The sequence below is a fragment of the Nautilia lithotrophica genome, assembly GCF_054656815.1.
In genome coordinates, this window is sequence record NZ_BAAHXN010000001.1 from 628,763 (window position 1) to 651,418 (window position 22,656).

The window sequence follows — 22,656 nt, forward strand, 5'->3', positions numbered from 1 at the left end:
TCACCTTTAAAATCCTGAAAATATTTTTCTGAAAAAGCGTGTAATGCCTTTTTCTTCTTCTAGCACTTTTCGTTCCGAAATTTTTGCGAGTTTTCTTGCAATTTTAAAAATTTGCTCACTTGGAGCCGAGAGAGGATCTTCTTTTACAAACAAAACCCTTTTAACAGAAGAGTTTGTTACAAGTTTATCTTTTTTCATATGACCTATCATTTGCAATCTAAAATTTTGATTTAAATTACTTTTTGCTACATTTTTAATTTTTGTAAAAATATTTATTGCTTCTTTTTCACTAGCCACTTCATTTAAGAGCATAAAAGCAAGCTCTTTTTTTTCACTGATAATTTTAATCATCGCGTATGCATCAGTTATCGCCGCCGGTTCAGGAACCGTTACTACTATAATATCATCAGCTGCTTCCAGCCACATTTGAACCTTTTTATCTATTCCAGCTCCAGTATCTATTATAAAGAAATCATAATCGTTTAAAAATTCTAGCTCATTAAAAAAACGACTTAAACTCACCTCATCTGCAAAATCCATAATTTCATCACCGCTTTTTCCTGGAATTAACACAAAATCTTTTTCAATTTCTACTATTATATCTTTTAAAGAACATTCATTTTTTAATACGTTATAAATATTTTTTTTAGCATTAACTTTTAATATAACATCAAGGTTTGCTAGTCCTATATCAGCATCAAAAAGTGCCACTTTAAATCCGAGTTTATGCAATGCATATCCTAAGTTTGCAGTGATTGTGGTTTTACCTACGCCACCTTTCCCACTTGTTATTGCAATGAAACGTGTATTTTTAGGGCGTGTTATATTATCAGTTTTTAAAAGTTCTTTTAATTTATCCGCTTGAGTTTTCAATTAAACTCCTTATTTAATATACCTTTTAGTAAATAATCCGCCCCCGCTTCCATCAAATCATCTGGAACTTCTTGACCAATAGAAAAATAACTTACAGGTTTTTTAGTATCAAGAAGTAGTGAAAATATATTACCATAAGTTTTAGTTTCGTCAAGTTTGGTAAACACAAATGTATCTATAGGAAGGATAGAAAAATTATTGTATATATCTACTAGATCTTCATATTTTGTAACAGCTGAAAGAACTAAATTAATGTTTATTTCAGCAAAAGTATCAACTTTTAAATAACTTTTAAGTTTTTCGATTTTTTCTTTATCGTGTTGAGAACTTCCAACCGTGTCAATTAAAATATAATCATTATGTCTTAAAGAATTTAAAGCATCCCCGAAATCACTCGGATCAACTACCGTTTCAATAGGTAGTCTCATCATTTTTGCATAAGTCATAAGTTGTTCTACCGCACCTATTCTATATGTATCAAGTGTAATTATACCTACTTTATGTCTTTGGGATAATTTATATGCATAACGAGCTGCAAGTTTTGCAATAGTTGTAGTTTTTCCAACCCCGGTTGGTCCCACAAACATCATAATTTTTTTATGAGGAGGTCTTACTTCCCTTTCAACTCTGACTGGCACCATTTTTTTAAGTAATGTATGAAAATATCTTTTAATCGTTTCCCTGTTTTTTCTCATTTTTAGAGGCATATATTTAATAGTAAGTTTCATGATTTCATCAAGATGTTTCTCACTCATCCCACTTGCACGAGAAAGTGCATAAATTTCACTAAACTCAGGAGGTAGTTCCAGTTCATTTTTATTTACCATATCCCATACGGTGGCTTGTAAAAATTTAAGCGTATCCGCAATCTGTGATATCTGATTTTTAAGAGCAAGAATATCCTCGCTTTTTTGAGGTTCTAAAGGATTATTATTAACCGAAGTGAGTTTTTTTGCAGAATTATAATTAAACGAAGGCTCATCGTTTGAAAGTGAAGAAATCTCTTTTGCTGCAGAGCTTAATTTTAACATAACTTCTTTTACATGTTCTTCGTCACTTGTAACTGACTTTCGAGGTTTAATATTTTCTTCTTCTACAGCTACAACTATTTCATATAATCCCTGTGAAGTTAATGTTTTCTTTTTAATCTCTTTACTTGAAACAATAACAACATCATCACCCAATTCTTCTTTTACTTTATTTAACGCTTCGGTATAGGTCGGTGCCGTAAAAGTTTTCAGTTTCAATTTAATCCTTTAATGCAAGTGGTACCAAAACGGAATCTCTTTTTTTATAAAAAGGATGCGGTATTTTTAGTTTTTCTGTTTCAATTGTAACATTATTATACAATATTATATCTAAATCTAACGTTCTTGGGGCATTTTTAAAGCTTCTTTTTCTTCCAAATTTTTTTTCTATATAAAGTAAAAAATGTAAAAGTTCAAATGGTGAATAGTCCGTTTTTATAACGAGTATGGTATTATAAAAATCTGGCTGGTCTAGATAACCAAATGGAGGATTTTTATAAATTATAGATGTTTGAATTACGTCTATTTTAGGATGTTTAAGCAAAAAAAGGTATAATTTTTTAAATCTTCTTATGCAATTTCCAACATTACATCCTATTCCTATAAGAGCAGTATTTTTTTTATTACTTTTTTTAATTTTGGCCGGAAAAAAGGTAGCTTTTATGATTTTATGTTTTTCTGTTTTTCTTTCAATTTTAAACTTTCCATTTTTCATTATTTAGGCATTCCTCTACCTGCAATATATCCATAAATTCTTCTTATAATTCTTTTAATAATAGGTGTAAAATCACCTTTTTTTATTGCTCTTTTTATAGCATTAACATCACCGAGATATTTAGCAGTTTTATAAAGAATTGTCCTAATTTTACTAATACTCATAATTCCTCACTTAATACTTTAATTTTTCCATCATGAGTAATCATAACCATATCTTCAATTCTTACACCAAATTCATTAGGAATATAAATTCCAGGTTCAATTGTAAACACCATACCTTCTTGTATTTTTATTTTATTTCTTGAGTTTACATATGGCCACTCATGTATATCAAGCCCTACGCCGTGCCCCAAAGAATGAACAAAATATTTACCATATCCCGCATTTGTAATTATTTCTCTGGATATTTTGTCAAGTTCGCAAATTTCCATTCCGATTTTTATATTCTTTATAGCTTCTAGTTGAGCTTTTAATACAATATCATAAATTTTTTGAACTTTTTTATTTTTGAACTTTTGATATTTACTCATAGAAATATTTTTATCGATACTAATCGTTCTTGTTCTGTCAGAGCAGTATCTTTTATATTTTATTCCGGCGTCTAAAAGAAGCAAATCATTATATTTGAGTTTTTTATTGCTTACTTTTGCATGGGGTTTTGCTGCATTATCGTTAATCGCAACAATCGGTTCAAAGCTTAATTCCCTTCTTCCTCTTTTTGTAAGATGTTCTTTAAATCTGTAACTTAATTCATATTCGTCAATTCCGGTTTCAATATGTCTTGCAAATTTTTCAAAAGCTTCTGCGCCTTTTTTTACTGCTTTTTTTATGATTTTAAGCTCATCTTCAGTTTTAATCATTCTTTTTTTATGGGAAAAAAATTTTTCATTTTTTATATTACATACTTTTGCAATTTTTTTATAATCTTCATAATTCCAATTTAAAGGGTCAAGCACTATTTTTTTAATTTTATGCTTAAGAAGCAGTTCTCTTGCCTTTTTTATTAAATCTCTTGCTTCAATAATCTCTGCATTTGCCTCTTCCTTTGCTTCGAGAGTATACCTTCCATCCGTAATAACATATCTATAATCACCAATTTTTAAAAAAAGAGCATTATCACTGCTCCATCCGCACTCGTAATATATTTCGTTTTCTTTATTAACTATATAATCCATTTTTCCCTCACTTCAAATAAGGGCAAAAAGCTCAATTAAGCTTTATTTGCAGCCTGTTGTTGTGCTTTAGCCTGAGCTTCTTTTGCCATTTTGATTTCGTTTAATATCTGAATCATTGCAATAAGTCCTAAATGATAACTGAAAGGCCCAAACCCTGTAATAGTCCCAGCCACGATATCTGAAATTAATGATTTATGTCTAAACTCTTCTCTTGCGGCAGTGTTTGTCATATGTATTTCAATTGTCGGAAGATTTACAGCTTTAATTGCATCTCTTATTGCAACTGAATAATGAGTAAGCGCTGCAGGATTAATTATAATTCCATCAACATTTTCATTTAAACTCTCTTGAATTGCGTCTACAATATCACCTTCATGATTTGATTGATAAAATTCAATTTCAAACCCGTTTTGTTTTGCAAATGCTTCCATATTTTTATTAATATCTTCAAGCTTCATTGGACCGTATAAATTTACTTCTCTAATTCCCAACATATTAAGATTTGGTCCGTGAATCACTTTTATTTTCATAAATTCTCCTTTTTTTGTGTTATTTTACTATAATTTGGCACAACTTTTGCTATAAATTACAAAAAGGACCTGTTTTGATTAAGTTAAAAGCCGATTATGTTCTAACTTTAAACGAAAAATATGAAATAATTAAAGACGGGGAAATAATTTTTGATGATAAAATTATTGAAGTCGGGCAAAATTTGGATGATTCTTTAAATGAAATATATCTTGGCAAAAACTCCGTAATAATGCCTGCTTTAATAAATACCCATACCCATCTTGAGTTTAGTTCTAATTATACTCATCTTGAATACGGCGATTTTATGAACTGGCTCAATTCGGTTTTGGAACATAGAGAAGACCTTTTTCACGGATGCAAAAGCGAATGTTACAAATCGGCTATTAAAGAAATGAAAAAAAGCGGAATATGTGCATTCGGTCAGATAAGTTCAACCGGAAATGATCTTAAATACTTAAAACATTCCCCTCTTAAAATAGTATATTTTAATGAAATAATCGGCTCAAACCCTGCTGCGGTGGATATGATATATCAGGATTTTCTTGCAAGAATAAGAGAATCTGAAGAAGTTCAAAATGAAAAATTCAAAATAGGTCTGTCAATTCATTCACCCTATTCCGTCCATCCAATTCTTATGAAAAAAGTAATTGAAATAGCTAAAAATAAAAATTTACCAATACAAACACACTTTATGGAAAGTAAAACCGAAAGAAAATGGCTGGAAAAAGGCGAAGGAGAATTTAAAATATTTTTTGAAAAACATTTCAAAAACGCCAAACCTTTAATCAAACCATTAGAATTTATTGAATTATTTAAAGACACAAACACAACTTTTATCCATTGTGTTCATGCAAATGAAGAAGAGTTAAAACGCATAAACGAAATAGGCGGTTATATAACACATTGCCCAATCTCAAACAGACTTCTTAACGTCGGTCTTTTAAATCTTGAAAGCGTAAAAAATTTTTCAATTCCATATAATGTAGCTACTGATGGAAAAAGTTCAAATTATTCACTTAATCTTTTTAAAGAAATAAGAGCTGCTCTTTTAATGCACACTGACCTTCATCCTAAATATTTAGCGAAAGATTTAATTAAATCCGTTACTATAAACGCTGCCAAAGCTTTAGGACTTAATAACGGAAGTTTGGAAACAGGAAAAGATGCGGATATTATTACTTTTAAACTGCCAAATAAAGTAAAGAATTTAGAACTATTACCTTTACAAATTATTCTTCATACTAACAAAGTAGATAACTTATACATAAACGGAAAAGAAATAAAATAATTATTGCTTATTCGTAATATTTACTATTTCTACCCTTCTATTTAATGCTCTGTTTGTTGCTGTTGTATTTGGAACCAACGGATATTTTTCACCATAACCTTTCGCAACTATTCTATTAGGATTAATTCCAAATTTATTTACTAATATATTTTTAACTGCTTCAGCTCTTTTTTGTGATAATTTCAAATTATATTCATCGCTTCCTATATTATCGGTATGACCCGCAACTTCTATTTTAAGATTAGGATTATTTTTTAATATTTCTGCAACTTTTTGAAGTTCAGGATAATATATTTTTTTAACTATGGCTTTATTAAAATCAAAATTAAGCCTCAATGTGGTTATAATAGGACATCCGTTATGATCTACAAGCATATTTTCCGGTGTATTAGGACACTTATCTATATTATCTGGAACTCCGTCATGATCAGAATCTTTTACTGGTTCGCATTTTACGACATTTACTTCTTTTGTTTCTGTTTTTTTAACTTCAACACTATTTTTATCTTTCCACCCTATTACTTTTTTATTTCCTGCCAAATCAATAACTGATGTAGCCATTGGTTTTTCTGCGCAACCTACTATAAATACCCCTGCTATAGCTGATGCAATAATTAATTTTTTCATTTTAGTCCTTTCATATTAATATCTCTCTTTGCCCTTTTGCATTAGGATGAGAGAGAATTCCCATTCTTTCCATCTGTTCAATAATATTAGCTGCTCTATTATACCCAATATTTAATCTTCTTTGAAGATATGAAATGCTTGTTCTTTTTTCTTTTAATATTATTTCTTTTGCCTCTTCAAATAGTTCATCCAAATCATCAATTTCTTCAAGCATTTCACTCTCAGAAATAGTATTAACTATTATTGTATCATAATCGGCAATTCTTTGAGATTTTAAATACTCTACAACTCTTTCAATTTCTTCCTCGCTAGTAAAAGGTGCGTGAAGTCTGATAAGTCCTGTAATTCCTGGAGGTGTAAATAACATATCCCCTCTTCCTAAAAGACTCTCAGCCCCGAATTGGTCCAATATAACTTTCGAATCGATTTTCTGTCCCACTTTGAAACTTATACGGCTTGGTAAATTTGCTTTAATTAATCCTGTCACAACATCTACGCTTGGTCTTTGAGTAGCTACGATTAAATGTATGCCGCTCGCCCTTGCCATCTGTGCAAGTCTGGCAATTGAATATTCAACATCTTTTCCACTTGTCATCATTAAATCCGCAAGTTCGTCAATTATAATAACAATATAAGGCATTTTTTCGTTATCACTTACTTTTGCGTTGTATCCTTCAATATTTTTAACTCTTGCTTTTGACATAAGTTTGTAGCGTCTTTCCATTTCTTTAACCATGGAATTCAGTGCCATTATAGCTTTTTTAGGCTCGGTAATTACAGGCGTTAAAAGATGTGGTATGTCATTAAATATTGAAAATTCAAGCATTTTAGGGTCTATCATTAAAAACTTAAGCTCGTCTGGGGAATTTCTATATAAAAGTGAAAGAATCATTGCATTAATTCCTACACTTTTACCGCTTCCAGTAGTTCCGGCTATAAGCAAATGAGGAAGTTTTTTAAGATCCGTTACAAACGGAGCGCCAACGATATCTTTTCCAAGTGCTATTGTAAGAGGTGATTTTGCTTTTTTAAATATATCGCTTTCTAATATTTCTCTAAGATAGATCGTTTCAACTTTTTCATTCGGAATTTCTATTCCCACAACATCTTTACCTGGAATAGGTGCCTGAATACGAATAGATTGAGCCTTAAGTGCCATTGCTAAATCGTCTTGAAGTGCTAAAATTTTTGAAACTTTTATATGAGGAAGAGGTTTAAATTCAAATGTAGTTACGACAGGTCCCACATAATATCTAACAACATCACCTTCTATCTTAAACTGCTTAAGCTTTTCAATTAATATTTTTATCTTTTTATCAATTTCCGCTTCGTTTATTTCTTTTTTACCTATTTTTGGTTTACTTAGAAAATCTAATGGTGGAAATTTCCAGTTTTTAGGTTTTTCCCTCTCACCGGTTTCTATTTGTGAAAGAAGCTTTTTCGTGTCTTCAAGTTCCTGAACATGAGTAACGTGATGAGTTTCATCTGATTTTGACTTTTGCATATTTGTAAAATGTTGAATTTCTTTTGAATTTGACAATTTATTATTTTTATTTTCTAAAGAATCCTCATTCTCTTTTTTATATTCGACATTTTCATTTATAGGTTCTTCATTGTTTTCATAATTTTCCTCTGAAATATTTTCTTGTTGAATTTGAATATCAGAACTTAAAGCTTCCTCTTTTATATCATCGCTGTCGAGTTCTATATTACTTACATCATTATCAAATTCAACAGATTCAATTCTTGTTTGTTCTTTGTTATCGTTTTCATTTTTTTCTTTGTTTAAAAAATAAAGAATTTTATCCTCGAACATTAAAAATAATCCCCATAAAAAAATCACAAATATAAGCAATCCAACCCCTGCTATTCCGATATAATTTTTCAGGGTATTAACAAACAGATTACCTATAACGCCATTATTAAAAATCACAGATTGTAAAAACAGCAAATCAAAAAATAAAAATACTCCCCCCAAAACTTTTATCGATACATTTGAATCATATTTTCTTTTAAACCCTAAATATGCCAGTAAAAATAACAACAAAGGAAATATATAAGACAGAAAACCGAATAATTTAAAATTGGCATTTCCTAAAAATTCACCAATTTTACCTACTACTGATGGTTTAGGAATAATAGTGGCAATTAATAAATATGTTATTAAAGCAAAAATCAATATATATATACTCTTACGCAATCTCATACCTTTTTTATGTAGAATTGTATCACAAATCAAAAATAGTTGCAGATGAAATCAGTAGCCAAAAGTAGCTAATCATCCGCATTATAAATAATTTAGAAGAGTTAAGTTATTTACTTTCGCTATTGAAGCAAGAAGAGCTTGATATGATGTCTGAAGGGAATTAAGTTTCATTGTAGCTTCCCCTAAATCAGTATCAATATTTTCCGATTGAAGCTGCTGAACATTTAAAGTAAGCATTTCTACTCTTTGTATTGTTAAATCAAACTCATTACTAACAGCACCTATTTTGGCATGTGATCGTCTAACATGATCGGTAATATGATCAATTGCTTCAATTGCTCCTTGAATTCCAAAATTTCTTGGATTTGATTCTCCATCAGGATAAAAATTCCCGTTTTTCACAGCTTCTATGGCTTTTTGTAATGTATCAAAAAAATCTACTTGTGGTTCATCTATTGTCACTGCATTATTCGCTTGAAAATATAATGAATTATTGTCTGTATATATACTCAAATCAATTTTTGTCGGATTGTTTGAATTATCTTTTAAATAAAATTTTCCTTTATCATCCATTCCCGTTACAATTTCTTTCTTTGCCGCAATCAACGCTGTATTATAATCTTTAGCGCTATTATTAGCAGGTAAATTGCCGCTTGTTAGCATTGATATTACATCGCCCAGCTGTCTGTAAGTCATACCTTTTTGAAGTTTTTCTTTTTCACACACTTCACAAGTATCCGGATTTAATTCGGTTGTGGTAGTAATAACATCGTGAGCAGGTGTTAAAGACCCATCAGGTTCAAAAATATCAAAAACTTCATTGGAATCCCTATTTCCGTCATTATTAATATCTATCCAAAAATTACTTAAATGCCCATCGGCATCCGGAGTGTCTCGAAGAGTAATTACTGCCGTTTTTAATTCTCCATTTTTGTCTCTGAATTTAATTTTAATTTCTTGTGGCAAATCGTCAGTTCCCATAGTATCAATAATTGATGTGTCTTCCGTCGCATAAGTTTGTGCCAAAGGATTTTTTTCTATTAATTTTTCCCCATTTTTTATCGTAATTTTATAATCTTTAACAATCTGTGATATATTAGAGTTTATTTGATTTCCGTTTTTTTGCATATATATTTTTTCAAAACTTGCAACATCCTTACTTGAAAAAACTTCTAAGGCATTATTATTTGAATCGAATGCATTAATAGAAACTGATAAATTGGATGTTTCATCTTTTTCAATACTATTATCAACAATTATTAATTGACCATTTTCCAAACTTACATTTACATCACCAAAATTGTTTTTGATTTCATCAATTAAATCCTGCATCGTAGTAGTAGAAGTTATATTAAATGTAACATTGACAATGTTTCCGTTTGTATCTGTTCCACTAAGTGTTAAATGATCTAGATTTTGTATAGTTCCATCACTTTCCCTTACCGCATTTTCACCTAATACATTATATATCAAATCACTAGGAAGAGCTTCTCGCTTTGTATCAATAGTTTTAAATTCACTACCAAACTTAAATATTCTATTATCAAAGTTTGCGTTATTTGCTTTAATGGATGATAAGTTTCTTATAGTATCAAAATTGCTTTTTTGAAATTCAACTATATAATCACCATTTTTAACTAAATCTTCAATATTAGATTCATCTTTATCACTAGCAACCATAAAAAAATCCGTTAACATTTTACCCGTTTGAATATCTTGTATCTGAATCTGTCCCATATCATTTAAACTAACATCTACAATTTTTGATGTTGGCGTATTCCCGTATAATTCTCCTATTTTTCTGAGCAAATCATTAACACTATCAGAATTCTTCATAGATATTTTTTGATTTATCAATTCTCCGTTTGGTTTTTTTCCTTTTATATAAAAATAACTTGTTCCATCACTATATGTATCAGTATTTGGATCATAAACATCTTCAACACCCGTTAACATTCTGATCTGACTATTACCGGTAATAGGTTCATTAATCGGAACATCTTCTGTATCAGGAATTTTGCCGTGTTCTTTTATATGTTTGTCAATATATAATTTACCATCAGAACCTCTTACTATAAATTGAGGATTGGCTTTCATTTTGTCATATTGAATAATATTTGTAGAAATATGTTTGGAATAATCGTTATCACGACCTAAAAAAAGAGTCACCCCATCAATATTATATTCTCTCTCAACCCCTGCACCTAAAAATGCTTTAACTTTTTCCGAGTTTCCTTGATAATTAAAATTATCATCAATAGGTTTTGTTCCAAATTTGCTTCCGCTAAAAAGATATTTACCATCAACTGAAGTATTTGCTAGATCTTTTAAATGTTCAAGCTCACCCTCAAGTTCACTTACAATTGCATTTCTACTTGTTTCATCATTCGTATCGTTTGCAGCTTTAAGCAAATTTGTTTTAAAACTTCCAAGAGTAGAAACAAAGTCATTTAAAACCGTATCGGTTTCATTTGCAAATGTCTGGGCAAAAGAAGCGGAAGTTTTTATCTGAGTAAAAGAATTCATCTCTTCATTTAATTTTAAATATTTAGTATATACTACCGGATCTTCATACATATTTTGTATTTTAACGCCTGTTGATATTTGAGTTTGAACTTTATTTAACTCGGAAAGCGTTCTTTGCTGGTTTAAAATAAAATTATTATATTGCGTAAACTGGGTAACTCTCATAATCCTTCCTTGGACTTTTTTGTAATAAAGCAATTTCTATTCCTAAATCGGCAAAAAACAAAAAAATTAAAAACGGCACATAAATACTTGCCTCAATTTGATTACAGATGGTGTCTGTCATCATATCTCAATTCTCAATTCTCTCTCTATACCCCAAAAAATCTTTCGATTTTTCGGGGAGCCCTTTTTTAATTTTCAATTCTCTCCAAAGCTTTAGATTTTATCAACACATCCGCATTGCTTACATCGAAAACATCCCCTATTTTTAACTCTTTTAAATCTATGCGTTTGCCGTTTTTTGTTATTTCCGCAAAACCTTTTTTTTCCCTTTTTTTGGGATTGAGTGTTTCATATGCATTCTTAAGGTTGATAAGCTCTTTTTCTTTAGAAGAGATAATTTGAGCCGTTTTGTTTTTGAAAGTGCTTTTTAAAAGTTCTATTTCTTTTTCAAAAGAGTTTATTTTAATTACCGGTGAAAGTGAAAAAAGTATGTTTTTAAGCTCATTCAGTTCTTTTTCTTTTTTTTGTATCTGATTTAAATACGAATGGTTAAATCTTTTTAAAAGCAGCTCACATTCCTGCAGTTTCATATCAAGCTTTTTTATGGGTGAAGATGCATTTAAAAGTTCTCTTATATGAATAAGTTCTTTTTCTTTTTTTTGGATCAGATGGGATATTTTATAAACAAAAGCGTTTTTCATTTCATCAAGCATTAAAAGTATTTCGTTTTTATCCGGAAGCGCGATTTCCATTGCGTTACTCGGAGTTGCAGCTCTCACATCCGCAACAAAATCACTTATTAAATAATCAATTTCATGCCCAACCGCTGAAATAATAGGAGTGGATGCGTTATAAACCGCATCGGCCACGACTCTTTCGTTAAAAGGCCATAAATCTTCCTTGCTTCCCCCTCCTCTGCCTATGATTATCAAATCAAATCCGCTTCCGTCTTCAAAAACAAATTCATCCGCAAGTTTTATCTTCATAGCTATATCATCCGCAGCTCCGTCACCCTGCACAAGTGCGTTGAAAAGATATATTTCCGTCAATTGCCATCTTTTACCGGCAATCCTTAACATATCCTGAAGAGCCGCTCCCGTAGCGGACGTAACTATCGCAATACGTCTTGGGAATCTCGGTATCGGCTTTTTTCTCGCCTCATCAAAATACCCGAGCTTGCTAAGTTCTTCTTTTAATTGCTCGAACGCTTTTTGAAGAGCACCGACTCCGCTCGGTTCAATACTTTGAGCTATAATTTTATATTCACCTCTTGGCACATATACACTTAACGCCCCGTAAACATAAACCTTTTCACCCTCTTTTAGTCTAAATTTCATACGTGCAAGATTACTTTTCCACATAGCGCAATTTATGGAAGAGTTTTCATCTTTAAGCGTAAAATAAAGATGCCCTGACGAGTGATACACCACCTTACTGACTTCGCCTTCAACAAGCACTATCTCAAAATGTGATTCAACTATACTTTTTATCTGATTATTAAGCTGTGTTACACTGATTGGTGTCAAACTATTTTCCTTTTTATGCGTGGGGAAATTTTTACAAGAATATCGTATGTGATAGTATCGAAATTTTTTACAAATTCTTTGACATCATCAAAAATTACAACCTCTTTTTCAAAACGACCTTTTATAATCATAGAATCCATTGATATTTTACCAATAGCTTCTGCATCTTTTAACTTACATCCGGTTTTGAAATAAGGAAGCCCGTCTCCGTAACCTATATCTATTGTAGTAACTTCAATATCCTCATCACTCATATACATTTTATTGTAACCGCAGCCCCATCCTTTTTTCAAAATCCTGCTTGATAATACATCAGCTCTTAGCTCCATTACTGGTTTATACCCTTCAATCCCGCCGTATAAAGCAATTCCGGGCCTTACATAATCAAACGTATCGGGCAGTTTATCAAGAGCGTATGAGTTTGCAATATGAAAATACGGGATTTTTATTTCATTTTCCTTACAAAAAGCTTCTACCCTGTTTTTAATATTTTTAAATCTTTCATATTGTATAAACATATCATTCGCCGTCTCATCCGCACAGCAAAAATGCGTAAAAACACCTCTTAATTCAAATTCTTTATTTTTAATAATATCCAAAGCTTCTTCAAGCTCATCTATTAAAATGCCGTTTCTGTGCATTCCGGTGTCAATTTTTAGATGTATATAAGGATGTCTGTTTTTTTTGAGCTGTTTTAAGGAGTTTATACAATATGAAAAATTTTTTGCGTTTCTTCCCGTGTGTGGGAAAAAAATAATTATTTCTTCAAACAGATTTTTAATTACTTCCGCTTCGTCGTTGTTTTTAACACAAACTTTATTTATACCCCATTCCTTAAGCATTTTAGAAAAACTTATAATTCCATGCCCGTATGCGTTATCTTTAATTACCGCTAAAATATTAGGATTTATTTTTGAAATTTTATTAAGATTATCAAAAAGATTTTGTTTGTGTAGGTATATGATAGCCATATTAAGCCTTTGATTATGGGGCAAAACCCCAAAGAGGGTTATTATTTGCTTTTTAGAGGTTTAATAGCGTCAAACGGATTTTCGATTACTCTGTGTCTATCTACTACGTAAGGGATAAGTGCAACTTGTCTTGCTCTTTTAATAGCTTTAGTAACCATATCTTGGTGTTTTTTACAAGTTCCAGTAAGTCTTCTTGGCATAATTTTATATCTCTCAGATAGAGAATATTTAATTAAATCAAGATCTTTATATCCGATGAAATCTACTTTCATTTCGCAGTATTTACATCTTTTTTTTCCGTATTTTTTCTTTGGATCTGCTGCCATTATTTATCCTTTAAAATGGTATTTCTTCGTCATCGATATCGATTGACGGAATGTTGTTTTGATTTTGTGTTTGTTGCATCTGCTGCTGCGCTGCCGGCTGCTGCGGTTGATTGTATGAAGGTGTGGATTGTTGATATCCGCCTTCATCTCCGCTGTTTTTATTTTCCATAAACTGCACTTTTTCTGCAACTATAGAATGTTTGCTGCGTTTTTGTCCACTTTGGTCTACCCATTGGTCAAGAACCAAACGACCTTCAATTAATACGCGTCTGCCTTTTCTTAAGTATTGATTTGCTATTTCGGCACTTCTTCCGAAAACCGTGATATCAATAAACATAACCTCTTGTTTGTTTTCTCCGGTTACATTATCTTTAAATGTTCTATTAGTAGCTAGTCCAAATTTGGCAATAGCTGTTCCCGTAGGCGTATATTTTAATTCAACGTCACGTGTTAAGTTTCCTACGAGAATAACCTTATTATACATTTTTTACCATCTCTTCCCAGCGTTTAATTTCTCTTTTGTTTTCATATTTAACAGTCATAAATCTTAATAGATCTTCGTTATATCTCATTTGTCTTTCAAGCTCAAGAACTGCGCTTGCAGGTGCTTTAAAATAAACTATGTAATAATCACCTCTTTCAAATTTTTCAATCGGATATGCAAGTTCTCTTACACCGATTTTATCCAATGCTGCAACTTCTCCACCGTTTTGCTGAATAACATTTTGGATGTTTTCTACATTCTTAGCTCTCTCTTCATCTGTTAGAGTAGGCTTAAGAATAAACATCGTTTCGTAATGTCTTAAACTCATAAATTCTCCTTCTGGCTTTTTAGCCCCTGCTTTTTGGAGCAAGGAGGCGTTTTTAAATTTTGAGGCGTTATTATACTATATTTTTATATAAATGTAAAATCAGTTAATGAGTTGTTATGCTTTTTGAGGTTATTAAAGTTTTTATGGTTATTTAGTTCAGCTTTAAAACTTTTTTAAACCTCAAAAACACTAAAAAGCTATTACAACCTCAACAACTATTTTAACTTTTCTTTATATATTCGTCTATTTTATCTCTTAATACTCTTTTTAAAACTTTACCCGTTGCGTTTTTCGGAAGTTCTTCTACAAAATAGATGTGTTTCGGCACTTTATAATTCGCGAGGTGCTGTTTTAAAAATCTTTTAAGTTCACTTTCTTTTATCTCAGCCCCGTCTTCAAGTTCTACAAACGCCACAGGTATTTCACCGCTTTGCTCATCTTTCATTCCTACAACCGCACACTCTTTCACACCATCGTATTTTAAACATATCTCTTCGATTTCACGCGGATAAATATTTACACCTTTAGAAATTATTAAATCTTTCTTTCTGTCAAGTATATAAATATATCCGTCTTCATCCACTTTTCCTATATCACCTGTTAAAAGCCAGCCGTTTATAATTGTCTCAGCCGTGGCGTCTTCACGTTTATAATATCCTTGCATTACGTTATCACCCTTGACGATAATTTCACCCGGCTCTCCTACTGGCACTTCCATCAAATCATCATCCACTATTTTAACTTCCACACCTGGAATTGCCGGTCCTACCGAATACGGCTTTTGAAGTTCTGGTCTGTTTACAGCCACAACAGGGGATGTTTCACTAAGTCCGTAACCCTCAAGAAGTTTTCCTTTTTTAAATTTTGCCGAAAATCTCTCAAGCACTTCACCCGGCAATGCAGCGGCACCTGAGATATAAAACCTCACTTTATTAAACCAATGGAAATAAAAAGGAAGTTTTGCACGGCTGAGTGCCGAATAAACATCAGGCACACCGGTAAAAATAGTCACTCTTTTCAGTAAAGTCTGTTTAATAATATTGCTAAAAGGCATAATCGAGCGTATTATTACAACAGGAGCGGCATAAAACATAGGAAGAAGAATGTTCACAGTCAGCGTAAATGAATGGAACATAGGAAGATATGCGATAAATCTGTCTTTGTGATTGAGTTTTATAAGTTCGTTTACCCCGTAAATATTTGAAAAGAAGTTTTTGTAACTAAGCATTGCCCCTTTAGGCTTGCCTGTAGTCCCTGAAGTATATATAATAACAGCTAAGTCGTCAATTTTTGGAAGTTCGCTAACTTCATGAGATTCAAAGTTTGAAAGTATTTCACTAAAAGATATGTTGTCCGCATCTACTTTTTCCCAGTCCCCTTCCCATATTATTTTTTTAATATCCGTTTTATCCCTGATATTTTTGATAGATCCGGCAAGTTTGGCACTTGCCACCATCAATGTCGCTTCAACGTCATTAACGATATACGCAACTTCTTCTTCTTTCAAAAACGTATTAATCGGCACGGCAACGGCGCCTAATTTTTGAATACCCAAAAGAGCTACGATATACTCAATAGAGTTTCCTACAAAAATAGGAACCTTATCACCTTTTTTAACTCCTAAAAATTCAAGGGTTCTTGCAAACGTATCGACTTTTTTCTTTACTCTGCCCCAAGTTATTTTTCTGTCGTCAATAAAATAAGCGGTTTTTTTGGGATATTGTTTAGCATTCTTTTCCAAAATCTCATAAAAGTTATTATAATCGTATTTAATCATATTCTTCCTTTGATAAAATTATGAAAAATTATACCAAAAAGGCACTTCATGGAAATTCCATCTTCTCAAAAAGAACTTCTAAAAAACCTTGAAACATTAATTCAAAGAACATACGAAGTTGAAGAAGAGTTTATAGAGCTTAAAAACATTTTAAACGGAGTAATAGAGTTTTTACCTCAGGCTTTATGGGTTATAGATCAAAATGGTGAAATAATTGTCCAAAACTCTAAAACAAAAGAATTTAACTCAATTCCAAATTCAGGTGAAATTGAAATAGGAAACAAAGTCTTTTTGGTTCAAAAGTCAACTATTAAAGATAAAAACATAATAAGTGCAACCGATATTACAGAACAGAAAAGAAACGAACGCCTTATTGCAATGGGTCAGATGGCAGCACATCTTGCACATGAAATAAGAAACCCTATAGGATCCATTTCGATTTTAATATCTCTTTTAAAAAAGCAGTGTGGAAACAATGAATTATTAGACGAGATGAAAAGCTCTGTTTTCAGAATAGAAAGAATTATAAAATCCACCCTTCTTTTTTCAAAAGGTTTGCAGCCTAAAATAAAACCATTCTTATTAAGCGAAATGAAAGAAGAAATAGAAAATTCTATAAAATATTATTCATATTCCAAAGATATAAAATTTTTATTTTTTTTACCGGATATTGAAATCAAAGCAGATTTTGATTTACTGCTATTAGTTCTTCAAAATATGATATTCAATGCGATAGATGCAATTGAAGAAGACGACACGGAAGAGGGATTAATTGAAATTTTATATGAAAACGACGAAAATCATCATATTATCAATATTTACGATAATGGAAAAGAATTTGAAAATAAAGATATTTTATTCGAGCCTTTTAAATCCACTAAAACAAAAGGTAATGGTTTGGGCCTTGCTTTAAGCCTGGAAATTATAAATGCCCATAATGGTAAAATAGAAGTTGCCACAAAGAAAAAAGGATTTAAGATATACCTTCCTAAATAAGTTATGTTGATAGTGAATGGTTGATGGTTAATAGTTGAGATGAATTTTTAGTAAATGGTTTGTTCACATTCCTGTTTTGTAACGCCTACTCCGTCAATACATTCAAGGGTTCCAGAAGTAGCGTTATAATCAATTTTTAAGATTTTATTAGGTGTATAAATATACTCATATCTGTTATCATCATACTCTTTCCAGCAGCTTTGCGTTCTGTTTCCGCAGCTTGGAACCGGTATTTTTAATACATATTTGAATAAGGAAGTTTCATTTTTACCACTATCAAGTGATATAGGATATCCTTCATTATTCAAATTAGTATTGCCATCTCCATCAGGATCCCAAACATAATTATCGTTAATTATCCATTTTCCATGAATATTATCTATTGAAGATTGAACGGAAGTTACTACGGATTTAATTCCGGAAGATTTGGCATGAGTAGTTAAATTTTTAAATTTGGGGATGGCAAAAGATGCCAATACCCCAATAATAACAATTACAAAAATAAGTTCTATTAATGTAAAAGCTTTTTTTACCATGTAAGTGTTACTGATGTATTATCATCACCACCAATTAATGCTTTACATTTAGTTTGTGTTGTTGTATCTTTAAAATTATCACAATTAATTGTATAATTTACTTCATTACTGCTCATTGTAATCTCTGCAACTACAGCATTGTTATTAGCAGCATCTTGATATTGAAAATCATTATTATTAATTTTTTTCCACCCTTTTCCTTTTAATTGAACAATATCACTCAAATTAAAATCATCCCCAAATGTTTCATTTTCTAAATCTCTATGATTTATTGCAGCTTCTACAGCTTGCTGAGCAGCATCTACTGTAGTTTTTACAACACTATTTGCTTCTGCGTTTTGTTTAAGATTTACAAACTTAGGAACTGCAACAGCTGCTAATAAACCAATAATTACAATAACAAAAATTAATTCAATCAACGTAAACGCTTTTCTCATTTTTACTCCTTGTCAGATTTTTGTATTATTATAACACAAAATCGGCATTTAAAATTCAAACATTAGAGATTTTATGCACAATCCAAAGCACAAATCCTAAAATCATCATACTAATGATTGCCGTAACTATACTTCCGGTTTCTATTCCCACATTTACTCCTATTTTATCGCTTCTGTAAGGTTCCACATCGGTAAAAATATGCCAAGAGCAAGCGTCATTACAAACCCTGCAATTGCTGCTATTAAAATTGGTTCAATTAGAACAGCAATATTATCTACAATGTATCGGTATTTATCAAGATAATAATTACTTACTTTTTGAAGCATCAATACAAGCGATCCGCTTTCTTCCCCCGCTGCAATCATTTGAACAGTCATATTTTCAAACATTTTACTTTCTTCAAAGCCTTGTTTTATAGTTCCGCCTGTTACTATGGAATTTTTTATATGCTCAAATTGCTTTTTCATATACGTATTATCAATAATATTAAGTGCAATATCAACAGCATCCAAGATTGGAATTCCTGAATCAATAAGTCTTTGAAGAACATATACAAATCTTCCCGTCATTGCAAGTCTAATAACTGGTCCAACAATATAAATTTTTAATAGTAATTTGTCCATTTTAAGCCTAATGTTTTCGTTTGAATTATACATATATGTAATAACACCAAAAACAACAATCGCTCCAACCAAAATATAAAGTCCATAATGCTGAATAGATGCTTCAATCCATAGCAAAAAACGGGTAGGTAAAGGAAGTTCGGTATTTAATTGAGCAAATATATTTTTAAAAGGTGGAATTACAAATAAAATCACGATCACAAAAGCAATACTCATTGCAAAAACTATAAACATAGGATATCTTGTGGCTTTTTTCAATCTTTTTCTATTATCTAAAATTTCATGTAAAATTACTGATAGATCTTTTATGGCTCTTGCCAAATCTCCCGTTTCTTCACCTAGTTTAATCATTGAAACGGTAAGCTTTCCGAGTTCCTTTTCGAATTTTTCAAATGCTGCAGTTAAAGAAAGTCCAGCTTTTATATCGTTTTCCAAAGAAACAAATATATTTTTTAATTTTTTATTTTTTATAGTATCTTTTATATTTCCTACTACTAAATCAATTGACAAACCCGCATCAAGCATTACATGCATCTGTTCCAATACAGCAATATATTCTTCCAAATCAATTTTTGATAGTTCTAATTTTTTAGAAATTTCCTCTAATAATGAAGGTTTTTTAAACTCTTCTATATTAACTAAAACTCCTAATCTTTTTTCTCTGAATTTATTTATTGCATCTTTAATCGATTTTGCAGAAATTACAATTTCTTGCATTTTTCCTTTTTTAATATATTCGATCTTAAAATACATCTACTTTAACCACCCTTAAAATTTCTTCAAGAGTTGTGATCCCTGCTTTTATTTTATTAATCCCATCTTCAATCATACTTACAAAACCACTCTCTTTAGCAGCTTGCAATATTTCAATTTTGTCTTTGTTTATTGCAATCATATGAGCAAGTCTTTCATTAATTACAAGAACTTCACTAATCATTTCTCTACCTATATATCCTGTAAAACCACATTCTTTACATCCATAACCTTTATAAAATTTAATCTCTTCATGTAAGAAAGGTTTTATCATTGCAAGTTCTTCTTTTGATGGATAATATTCTCCTTTACAATAAGGACATATTTTTCTAACAAGTCTTTGAGCAACTACACCTATTAATGAATCGGCAACCATATAATTTTGCGCTCCCATCTGAATCATTCTAGTTACTGCACTTGGTGCATCGTTTGTATGTAATGTTGCAAGAACTAAATGTCCTGTCAGTGATGCTTGAATCGCCGCTTCAAGTGTTTCTTTATCCCTAACCTCACCAATCATAATAATATCAGGATCTTGTCTTAAAATACTTCTAAGAGCTGTAGCAAACGTTACTCCTATTTTAACATTGACAGGTATTTGTTGTATTAAAGGAATTTCATATTCTACTGGATCTTCAACGGTTATGATTTTTTTATCAACCCCTTTTATTTCATTTAGCGCAGCATATAATGTAGTAGTTTTACCGCTTCCGGTAGGACCAGTTACAAATACAATTCCATATGGTGAGTGAATCAGTTTTTCAAATCTTTTTAAATTATATTCGCTCATTCCAAGTTCTGTCATTCTCAATAATATTTTTTCTTGGTCTAAAATTCTAAGAACAACACTTTCACCATGTAAAGTAGGTGATGTTGATACCCTAAAATCATATATATTTGAATGATAATTTTTTGTGAAACGCCCATCTTGAGGTTTTCTTTTTTCACTAATATCCATATTGGATAATAATTTTATTTTAGAAACCAACGGAAAATATATATCTTTTTCAAATGAAAAGAGTTCTTTTAAAACCCCATCCGTTCTTGCACGGACAATAAAGTTATATCTTAAAGGCTCAATATGAACATCTGTAGCTCTGTCTTTAATAGCTTTTTCCAAAATCAGATCCAACAACTCATCAATAGCACTAATATTTTCTGTTCCACCGCTTTGAAGTTCTTTTTTTACTTTATTTATAAGTTCATGAGTTGATATTGTAATTTTTAAACGATCAATTATAATTTGAATATCTTTGCTTAACGCAATAAACACTTTTAAAGGTTTTGGTGAAAATTTTTCGATTAGTTCTAATGAGTCATAATCCAATGGATCAGCGGTAGCCACATAAATATACTCTTCATCTTTTTTAAAAGGAACTATATGATGTTTTTCAATTAAACTTAAAGGAAAAGAGGAAAGTAATTCATAATCAATTTTTTCACCGAATAAATCTACAAAAGGGAATCCAAGTTGTTTTGAAAGTGCTTCTAAAATCTGCTTTTCGGTTGCAAATCCAAGTTCTATTAATATTTCACCAAGTTTTTTATATATACCTTTTTCTTTATATTCTTTTTGTTTATCTAAAGCTTTTAATAACTCTTCTTCTGTGATAATATTTTCTTTTATTAACAAATCCCCAAGTCTTACTTTTTGCTTAATCATCTATACCATCGCCTTTTTATTAATTTTCCGTTTTTAAATTCATCTATATACATTTTATCGTTTTTTTTATATACATTATAAGTTTTATTATTTTTCGTATCCTCAACAATTATTAAATCACCCGTTTTTTTAAAATTATCATTTTTAATTGCATTAAAAATTATTGACAAAACATAATCTGTCATTGGAAAAGAAAAAGCTTTTAATGAAATTCCATCATAAAGATAAGAATATAATAATTTTTTCTCCATAAGTATCGTCAAAAAATATATTGCATTTTTTCTTCCATAATCAGTATATTTTAATTGATTTATAATATATGGAAGTAAATAAATACTATCAACTTTTATACATGAAACACCAATTATACTTAATGCTTTTTCATTATTTTTATATTTTTTAATATTTTTAAATGAACAAATTTTATGATAATTTTTACTTAAATATTCTTTTACTAACGAGGCATTTAACAAATTAAACATCAAAAATAAAATAAAAAATTTAATGATTTTCATTTAATTCCCCCATTAATTTTTTTACTTTTTCATCCTTTCGATAATTATAATATATTTTTAAAACTTTTAACGCTTCTTCTTTTTTACCTAATTTATATAATGATTTAGCACTTAATATCCAAGATTCTGGGTTTTTATTATTTTGTATATTAGCATTTTTGGCCCATTTTAAAGCTTCTTTATAATTACCTTCTTGATAATATTTTTCAGCTAAGGTAATACAGGTTGCATAAGAAGGAAGAGTTTTTGCCATCATTGTAAATGAAGATTCTTTTTTTATATTTACTGGTATGGTATCTTTAAAATTTTTTTCTTTTTTTGGTAGATTATTCTTTTGCTCTTTTTGAGGTTCGGAAATATTTAGATCAATTATTAAATTTAATTTTTCATTGTTTTCGTTAATTTTTTTTACTTTAGTTAGATTTTTTTCTTGTTTTTTCTGTTCAGTTTTATTTTCCTGTTTAATGAAAATATTTTTTCCTATTTCTGTTTTTTTTAAAGAAGTATTATTTCTATTGTAATACATTTTATAAAAATAAAAACCAACTAAAAAAATTAATAATAATAAAAACACAATTTTTATT

At 30.4% G+C, this 22,656-nt stretch carries 24 protein-coding genes; 2 read left to right on the forward strand and 22 right to left on the reverse strand.

All coding sequences use genetic code 11. The annotated features are described in order from the left end of the window. Positions 1-6 precede the first annotated feature (6 nt). From ACYQ19_RS03260 to aroQ, 6 genes are read right to left on the reverse strand one after another with little or no spacing between them, the layout of a single operon-like run. Positions 7-873, reverse strand: a complete 867-nt coding sequence (locus tag ACYQ19_RS03260) for a MinD/ParA family protein (protein ID WP_459977990.1) — start codon at positions 871-873, stop codon at positions 7-9. Further along, positions 870-2,120 (reverse strand): flagellar biosynthesis GTPase FlhF, encoded by a 1,251-nt coding sequence (flhF, locus tag ACYQ19_RS03265; protein WP_459977991.1) that lies wholly within the window; start codon positions 2,118-2,120, stop codon positions 870-872. The genes ACYQ19_RS03260 and flhF overlap by 4 nt, the downstream gene beginning before the upstream one ends. A gap of 1 nt (position 2,121) precedes the next feature. Continuing rightward, entirely contained in the window at positions 2,122-2,616 is a 495-nt protein-coding gene (gene folK / locus ACYQ19_RS03270) for a 2-amino-4-hydroxy-6-hydroxymethyldihydropteridine diphosphokinase (protein WP_459977992.1), read from the reverse strand. Continuing rightward, complete coding sequence (locus tag ACYQ19_RS03275) at positions 2,616-2,780, reverse strand: hypothetical protein (protein WP_459977993.1); 165 nt, start codon at positions 2,778-2,780, stop codon at positions 2,616-2,618. The genes folK and ACYQ19_RS03275 overlap by 1 nt, the downstream gene beginning before the upstream one ends. Next, a complete protein-coding gene (locus ACYQ19_RS03280; protein ID WP_459977994.1) occupies positions 2,777-3,793 on the reverse strand; it encodes a M24 family metallopeptidase in 1,017 nt (338 codons plus the stop codon). The genes ACYQ19_RS03275 and ACYQ19_RS03280 overlap by 4 nt, the downstream gene beginning before the upstream one ends. 35 nt (positions 3,794-3,828) lie before the next feature. Beyond that, a complete protein-coding gene (gene aroQ / locus ACYQ19_RS03285) occupies positions 3,829-4,323 on the reverse strand; it encodes a type II 3-dehydroquinate dehydratase (protein WP_459977995.1) in 495 nt (164 codons plus the stop codon). 74 nt (positions 4,324-4,397) lie between these two features. On the opposite strand from aroQ, the gene mqnF reads away from it, so the two are divergent. Next, positions 4,398-5,612 (forward strand): aminofutalosine deaminase family hydrolase, encoded by a 1,215-nt coding sequence (gene mqnF, locus ACYQ19_RS03290; protein WP_459977996.1) that lies wholly within the window; start codon positions 4,398-4,400, stop codon positions 5,610-5,612. Here the strand turns inward: mqnF and ACYQ19_RS03295 are convergent, their stop codons facing one another. The 9 genes from ACYQ19_RS03295 to ACYQ19_RS03335 form a co-directional block, all read right to left on the reverse strand. Continuing rightward, positions 5,613-6,239: an OmpA family protein gene (locus ACYQ19_RS03295; RefSeq protein WP_459977997.1), complete on the reverse strand. Its 627-nt coding sequence runs from the start codon at positions 6,237-6,239 to the stop codon at positions 5,613-5,615. 10 nt (positions 6,240-6,249) lie between these two features. Next, complete coding sequence (locus tag ACYQ19_RS03300) at positions 6,250-8,439, reverse strand: DNA translocase FtsK (protein WP_459977998.1); 2,190 nt, start codon at positions 8,437-8,439, stop codon at positions 6,250-6,252. Positions 8,440-8,526: 87 nt separating this feature from the next. Continuing rightward, a complete protein-coding gene (gene flgL / locus ACYQ19_RS03305) occupies positions 8,527-11,136 on the reverse strand; it encodes a flagellar hook-associated protein FlgL (protein WP_459977999.1) in 2,610 nt (869 codons plus the stop codon). A 188-nt stretch (positions 11,137-11,324) separates the two neighbouring features. Next, positions 11,325-12,662: an exodeoxyribonuclease VII large subunit gene (gene xseA, locus ACYQ19_RS03310; RefSeq protein ID WP_459978000.1), complete on the reverse strand. Its 1,338-nt coding sequence runs from the start codon at positions 12,660-12,662 to the stop codon at positions 11,325-11,327. Beyond that, entirely contained in the window at positions 12,659-13,633 is a 975-nt protein-coding gene (locus tag ACYQ19_RS03315; RefSeq protein WP_459978001.1) for an alanine racemase, read from the reverse strand. The genes xseA and ACYQ19_RS03315 overlap by 4 nt, the downstream gene beginning before the upstream one ends. Before the next feature lie 41 nt (positions 13,634-13,674). Then, positions 13,675-13,959 carry a 30S ribosomal protein S18 gene (gene rpsR / locus ACYQ19_RS03320; protein WP_459978002.1) on the reverse strand — a complete coding sequence of 95 codons (285 nt, stop codon included), beginning with the start codon at positions 13,957-13,959 and terminating at the stop codon, positions 13,675-13,677. 10 nt (positions 13,960-13,969) lie between these two features. Next, entirely contained in the window at positions 13,970-14,443 is a 474-nt protein-coding gene (gene ssb / locus ACYQ19_RS03325) for a single-stranded DNA-binding protein (protein WP_459978003.1), read from the reverse strand. Beyond that, complete coding sequence (gene rpsF / locus ACYQ19_RS03330; protein WP_459978004.1) at positions 14,436-14,771, reverse strand: 30S ribosomal protein S6; 336 nt, start codon at positions 14,769-14,771, stop codon at positions 14,436-14,438. The genes ssb and rpsF overlap by 8 nt, the downstream gene beginning before the upstream one ends. 220 nt (positions 14,772-14,991) lie before the next feature. Next, positions 14,992-16,548, reverse strand: a complete 1,557-nt coding sequence (locus ACYQ19_RS03335) for a fatty acid--CoA ligase (RefSeq protein ID WP_459978005.1) — start codon at positions 16,546-16,548, stop codon at positions 14,992-14,994. A 48-nt stretch (positions 16,549-16,596) separates the two neighbouring features. Here ACYQ19_RS03335 and ACYQ19_RS03340 point away from each other — a divergent pair, with 48 nt between their 5' ends. Next, positions 16,597-17,544: a sensor histidine kinase gene (locus ACYQ19_RS03340; protein WP_459978006.1), complete on the forward strand. Its 948-nt coding sequence runs from the start codon at positions 16,597-16,599 to the stop codon at positions 17,542-17,544. Between the two features lie 47 nt (positions 17,545-17,591). On the opposite strand, the gene ACYQ19_RS03345 is transcribed toward ACYQ19_RS03340, so the two are convergent. From ACYQ19_RS03345 to ACYQ19_RS03375, 7 genes are read right to left on the reverse strand one after another with little or no spacing between them, the layout of a single operon-like run. Then, positions 17,592-18,080, reverse strand: coding sequence for a type II secretion system protein (locus ACYQ19_RS03345; RefSeq protein WP_459978007.1), 489 nt, complete (start codon positions 18,078-18,080; stop codon positions 17,592-17,594). Further along, on the reverse strand, positions 18,074-18,517 hold the full coding sequence (locus ACYQ19_RS03350) for a type II secretion system protein (RefSeq protein ID WP_459978008.1): 444 nt from the start codon (positions 18,515-18,517) through the stop codon (positions 18,074-18,076). Before ACYQ19_RS03350 ends, ACYQ19_RS03345 begins: the two co-directional genes overlap by 7 nt. A gap of 55 nt (positions 18,518-18,572) precedes the next feature. Beyond that, a complete protein-coding gene (locus ACYQ19_RS03355) occupies positions 18,573-18,704 on the reverse strand; it encodes a hypothetical protein (RefSeq protein WP_459978009.1) in 132 nt (43 codons plus the stop codon). Beyond that, the gene (locus ACYQ19_RS03360) at positions 18,677-19,894 is read right to left on the reverse strand and encodes a type II secretion system F family protein (protein WP_459978010.1); all 1,218 of its coding nucleotides are present in this window, start codon (positions 19,892-19,894) and stop codon (positions 18,677-18,679) included. The genes ACYQ19_RS03355 and ACYQ19_RS03360 overlap by 28 nt, the downstream gene beginning before the upstream one ends. After that, complete coding sequence (locus ACYQ19_RS03365) at positions 19,884-21,557, reverse strand: GspE/PulE family protein (RefSeq protein ID WP_459978011.1); 1,674 nt, start codon at positions 21,555-21,557, stop codon at positions 19,884-19,886. Before ACYQ19_RS03365 ends, ACYQ19_RS03360 begins: the two co-directional genes overlap by 11 nt. Continuing rightward, the gene (locus ACYQ19_RS03370) at positions 21,554-22,039 is read right to left on the reverse strand and encodes a hypothetical protein (protein ID WP_459978012.1); all 486 of its coding nucleotides are present in this window, start codon (positions 22,037-22,039) and stop codon (positions 21,554-21,556) included. Before ACYQ19_RS03370 ends, ACYQ19_RS03365 begins: the two co-directional genes overlap by 4 nt. Before the next feature lie 19 nt (positions 22,040-22,058). Then, positions 22,059-22,598: a CDC27 family protein gene (locus ACYQ19_RS03375; RefSeq protein ID WP_459978013.1), complete on the reverse strand. Its 540-nt coding sequence runs from the start codon at positions 22,596-22,598 to the stop codon at positions 22,059-22,061. Positions 22,599-22,656: the final 58 nt, after the last annotated feature.

Coding starts and splice junctions, on each gene's coding strand:
- ACYQ19_RS03315 (WP_459978001.1), bottom strand. CDS start 13,633: ATGGCTATCATATACCTACACAAACAAAATCTTTTTGATAATCTTAAT.
- ACYQ19_RS03375 (WP_459978013.1), bottom strand. CDS start 22,598: ATGTATTACAATAGAAATAATACTTCTTTAAAAAAAACAGAAATAGGA.
- ACYQ19_RS03370 (WP_459978012.1), bottom strand. CDS start 22,039: ATGTTTAATTTGTTAAATGCCTCGTTAGTAAAAGAATATTTAAGTAAA.
- aroQ (WP_459977995.1), bottom strand. CDS start 4,323: ATGAAAATAAAAGTGATTCACGGACCAAATCTTAATATGTTGGGAATT.
- ACYQ19_RS03340 (WP_459978006.1), top strand. CDS start 16,597: ATGGAAATTCCATCTTCTCAAAAAGAACTTCTAAAAAACCTTGAAACA.
- ACYQ19_RS03360 (WP_459978010.1), bottom strand. CDS start 19,894: ATGTATTTTAAGATCGAATATATTAAAAAAGGAAAAATGCAAGAAATT.
- folK (WP_459977992.1), bottom strand. CDS start 2,616: ATGAAAAATGGAAAGTTTAAAATTGAAAGAAAAACAGAAAAACATAAA.
- ACYQ19_RS03335 (WP_459978005.1), bottom strand. CDS start 16,548: ATGATTAAATACGATTATAATAACTTTTATGAGATTTTGGAAAAGAAT.
- flgL (WP_459977999.1), bottom strand. CDS start 11,136: ATGAGAGTTACCCAGTTTACGCAATATAATAATTTTATTTTAAACCAG.
- ACYQ19_RS03350 (WP_459978008.1), bottom strand. CDS start 18,517: ATGAGAAAAGCGTTTACGTTGATTGAATTAATTTTTGTTATTGTAATT.
- ACYQ19_RS03280 (WP_459977994.1), bottom strand. CDS start 3,793: ATGGATTATATAGTTAATAAAGAAAACGAAATATATTACGAGTGCGGA.
- ssb (WP_459978003.1), bottom strand. CDS start 14,443: ATGTATAATAAGGTTATTCTCGTAGGAAACTTAACACGTGACGTTGAA.
- rpsF (WP_459978004.1), bottom strand. CDS start 14,771: ATGAGTTTAAGACATTACGAAACGATGTTTATTCTTAAGCCTACTCTA.
- ACYQ19_RS03345 (WP_459978007.1), bottom strand. CDS start 18,080: ATGGTAAAAAAAGCTTTTACATTAATAGAACTTATTTTTGTAATTGTT.
- ACYQ19_RS03295 (WP_459977997.1), bottom strand. CDS start 6,239: ATGAAAAAATTAATTATTGCATCAGCTATAGCAGGGGTATTTATAGTA.
- ACYQ19_RS03275 (WP_459977993.1), bottom strand. CDS start 2,780: ATGAGTATTAGTAAAATTAGGACAATTCTTTATAAAACTGCTAAATAT.
- rpsR (WP_459978002.1), bottom strand. CDS start 13,959: ATGGCAGCAGATCCAAAGAAAAAATACGGAAAAAAAAGATGTAAATAC.
- ACYQ19_RS03365 (WP_459978011.1), bottom strand. CDS start 21,557: ATGATTAAGCAAAAAGTAAGACTTGGGGATTTGTTAATAAAAGAAAAT.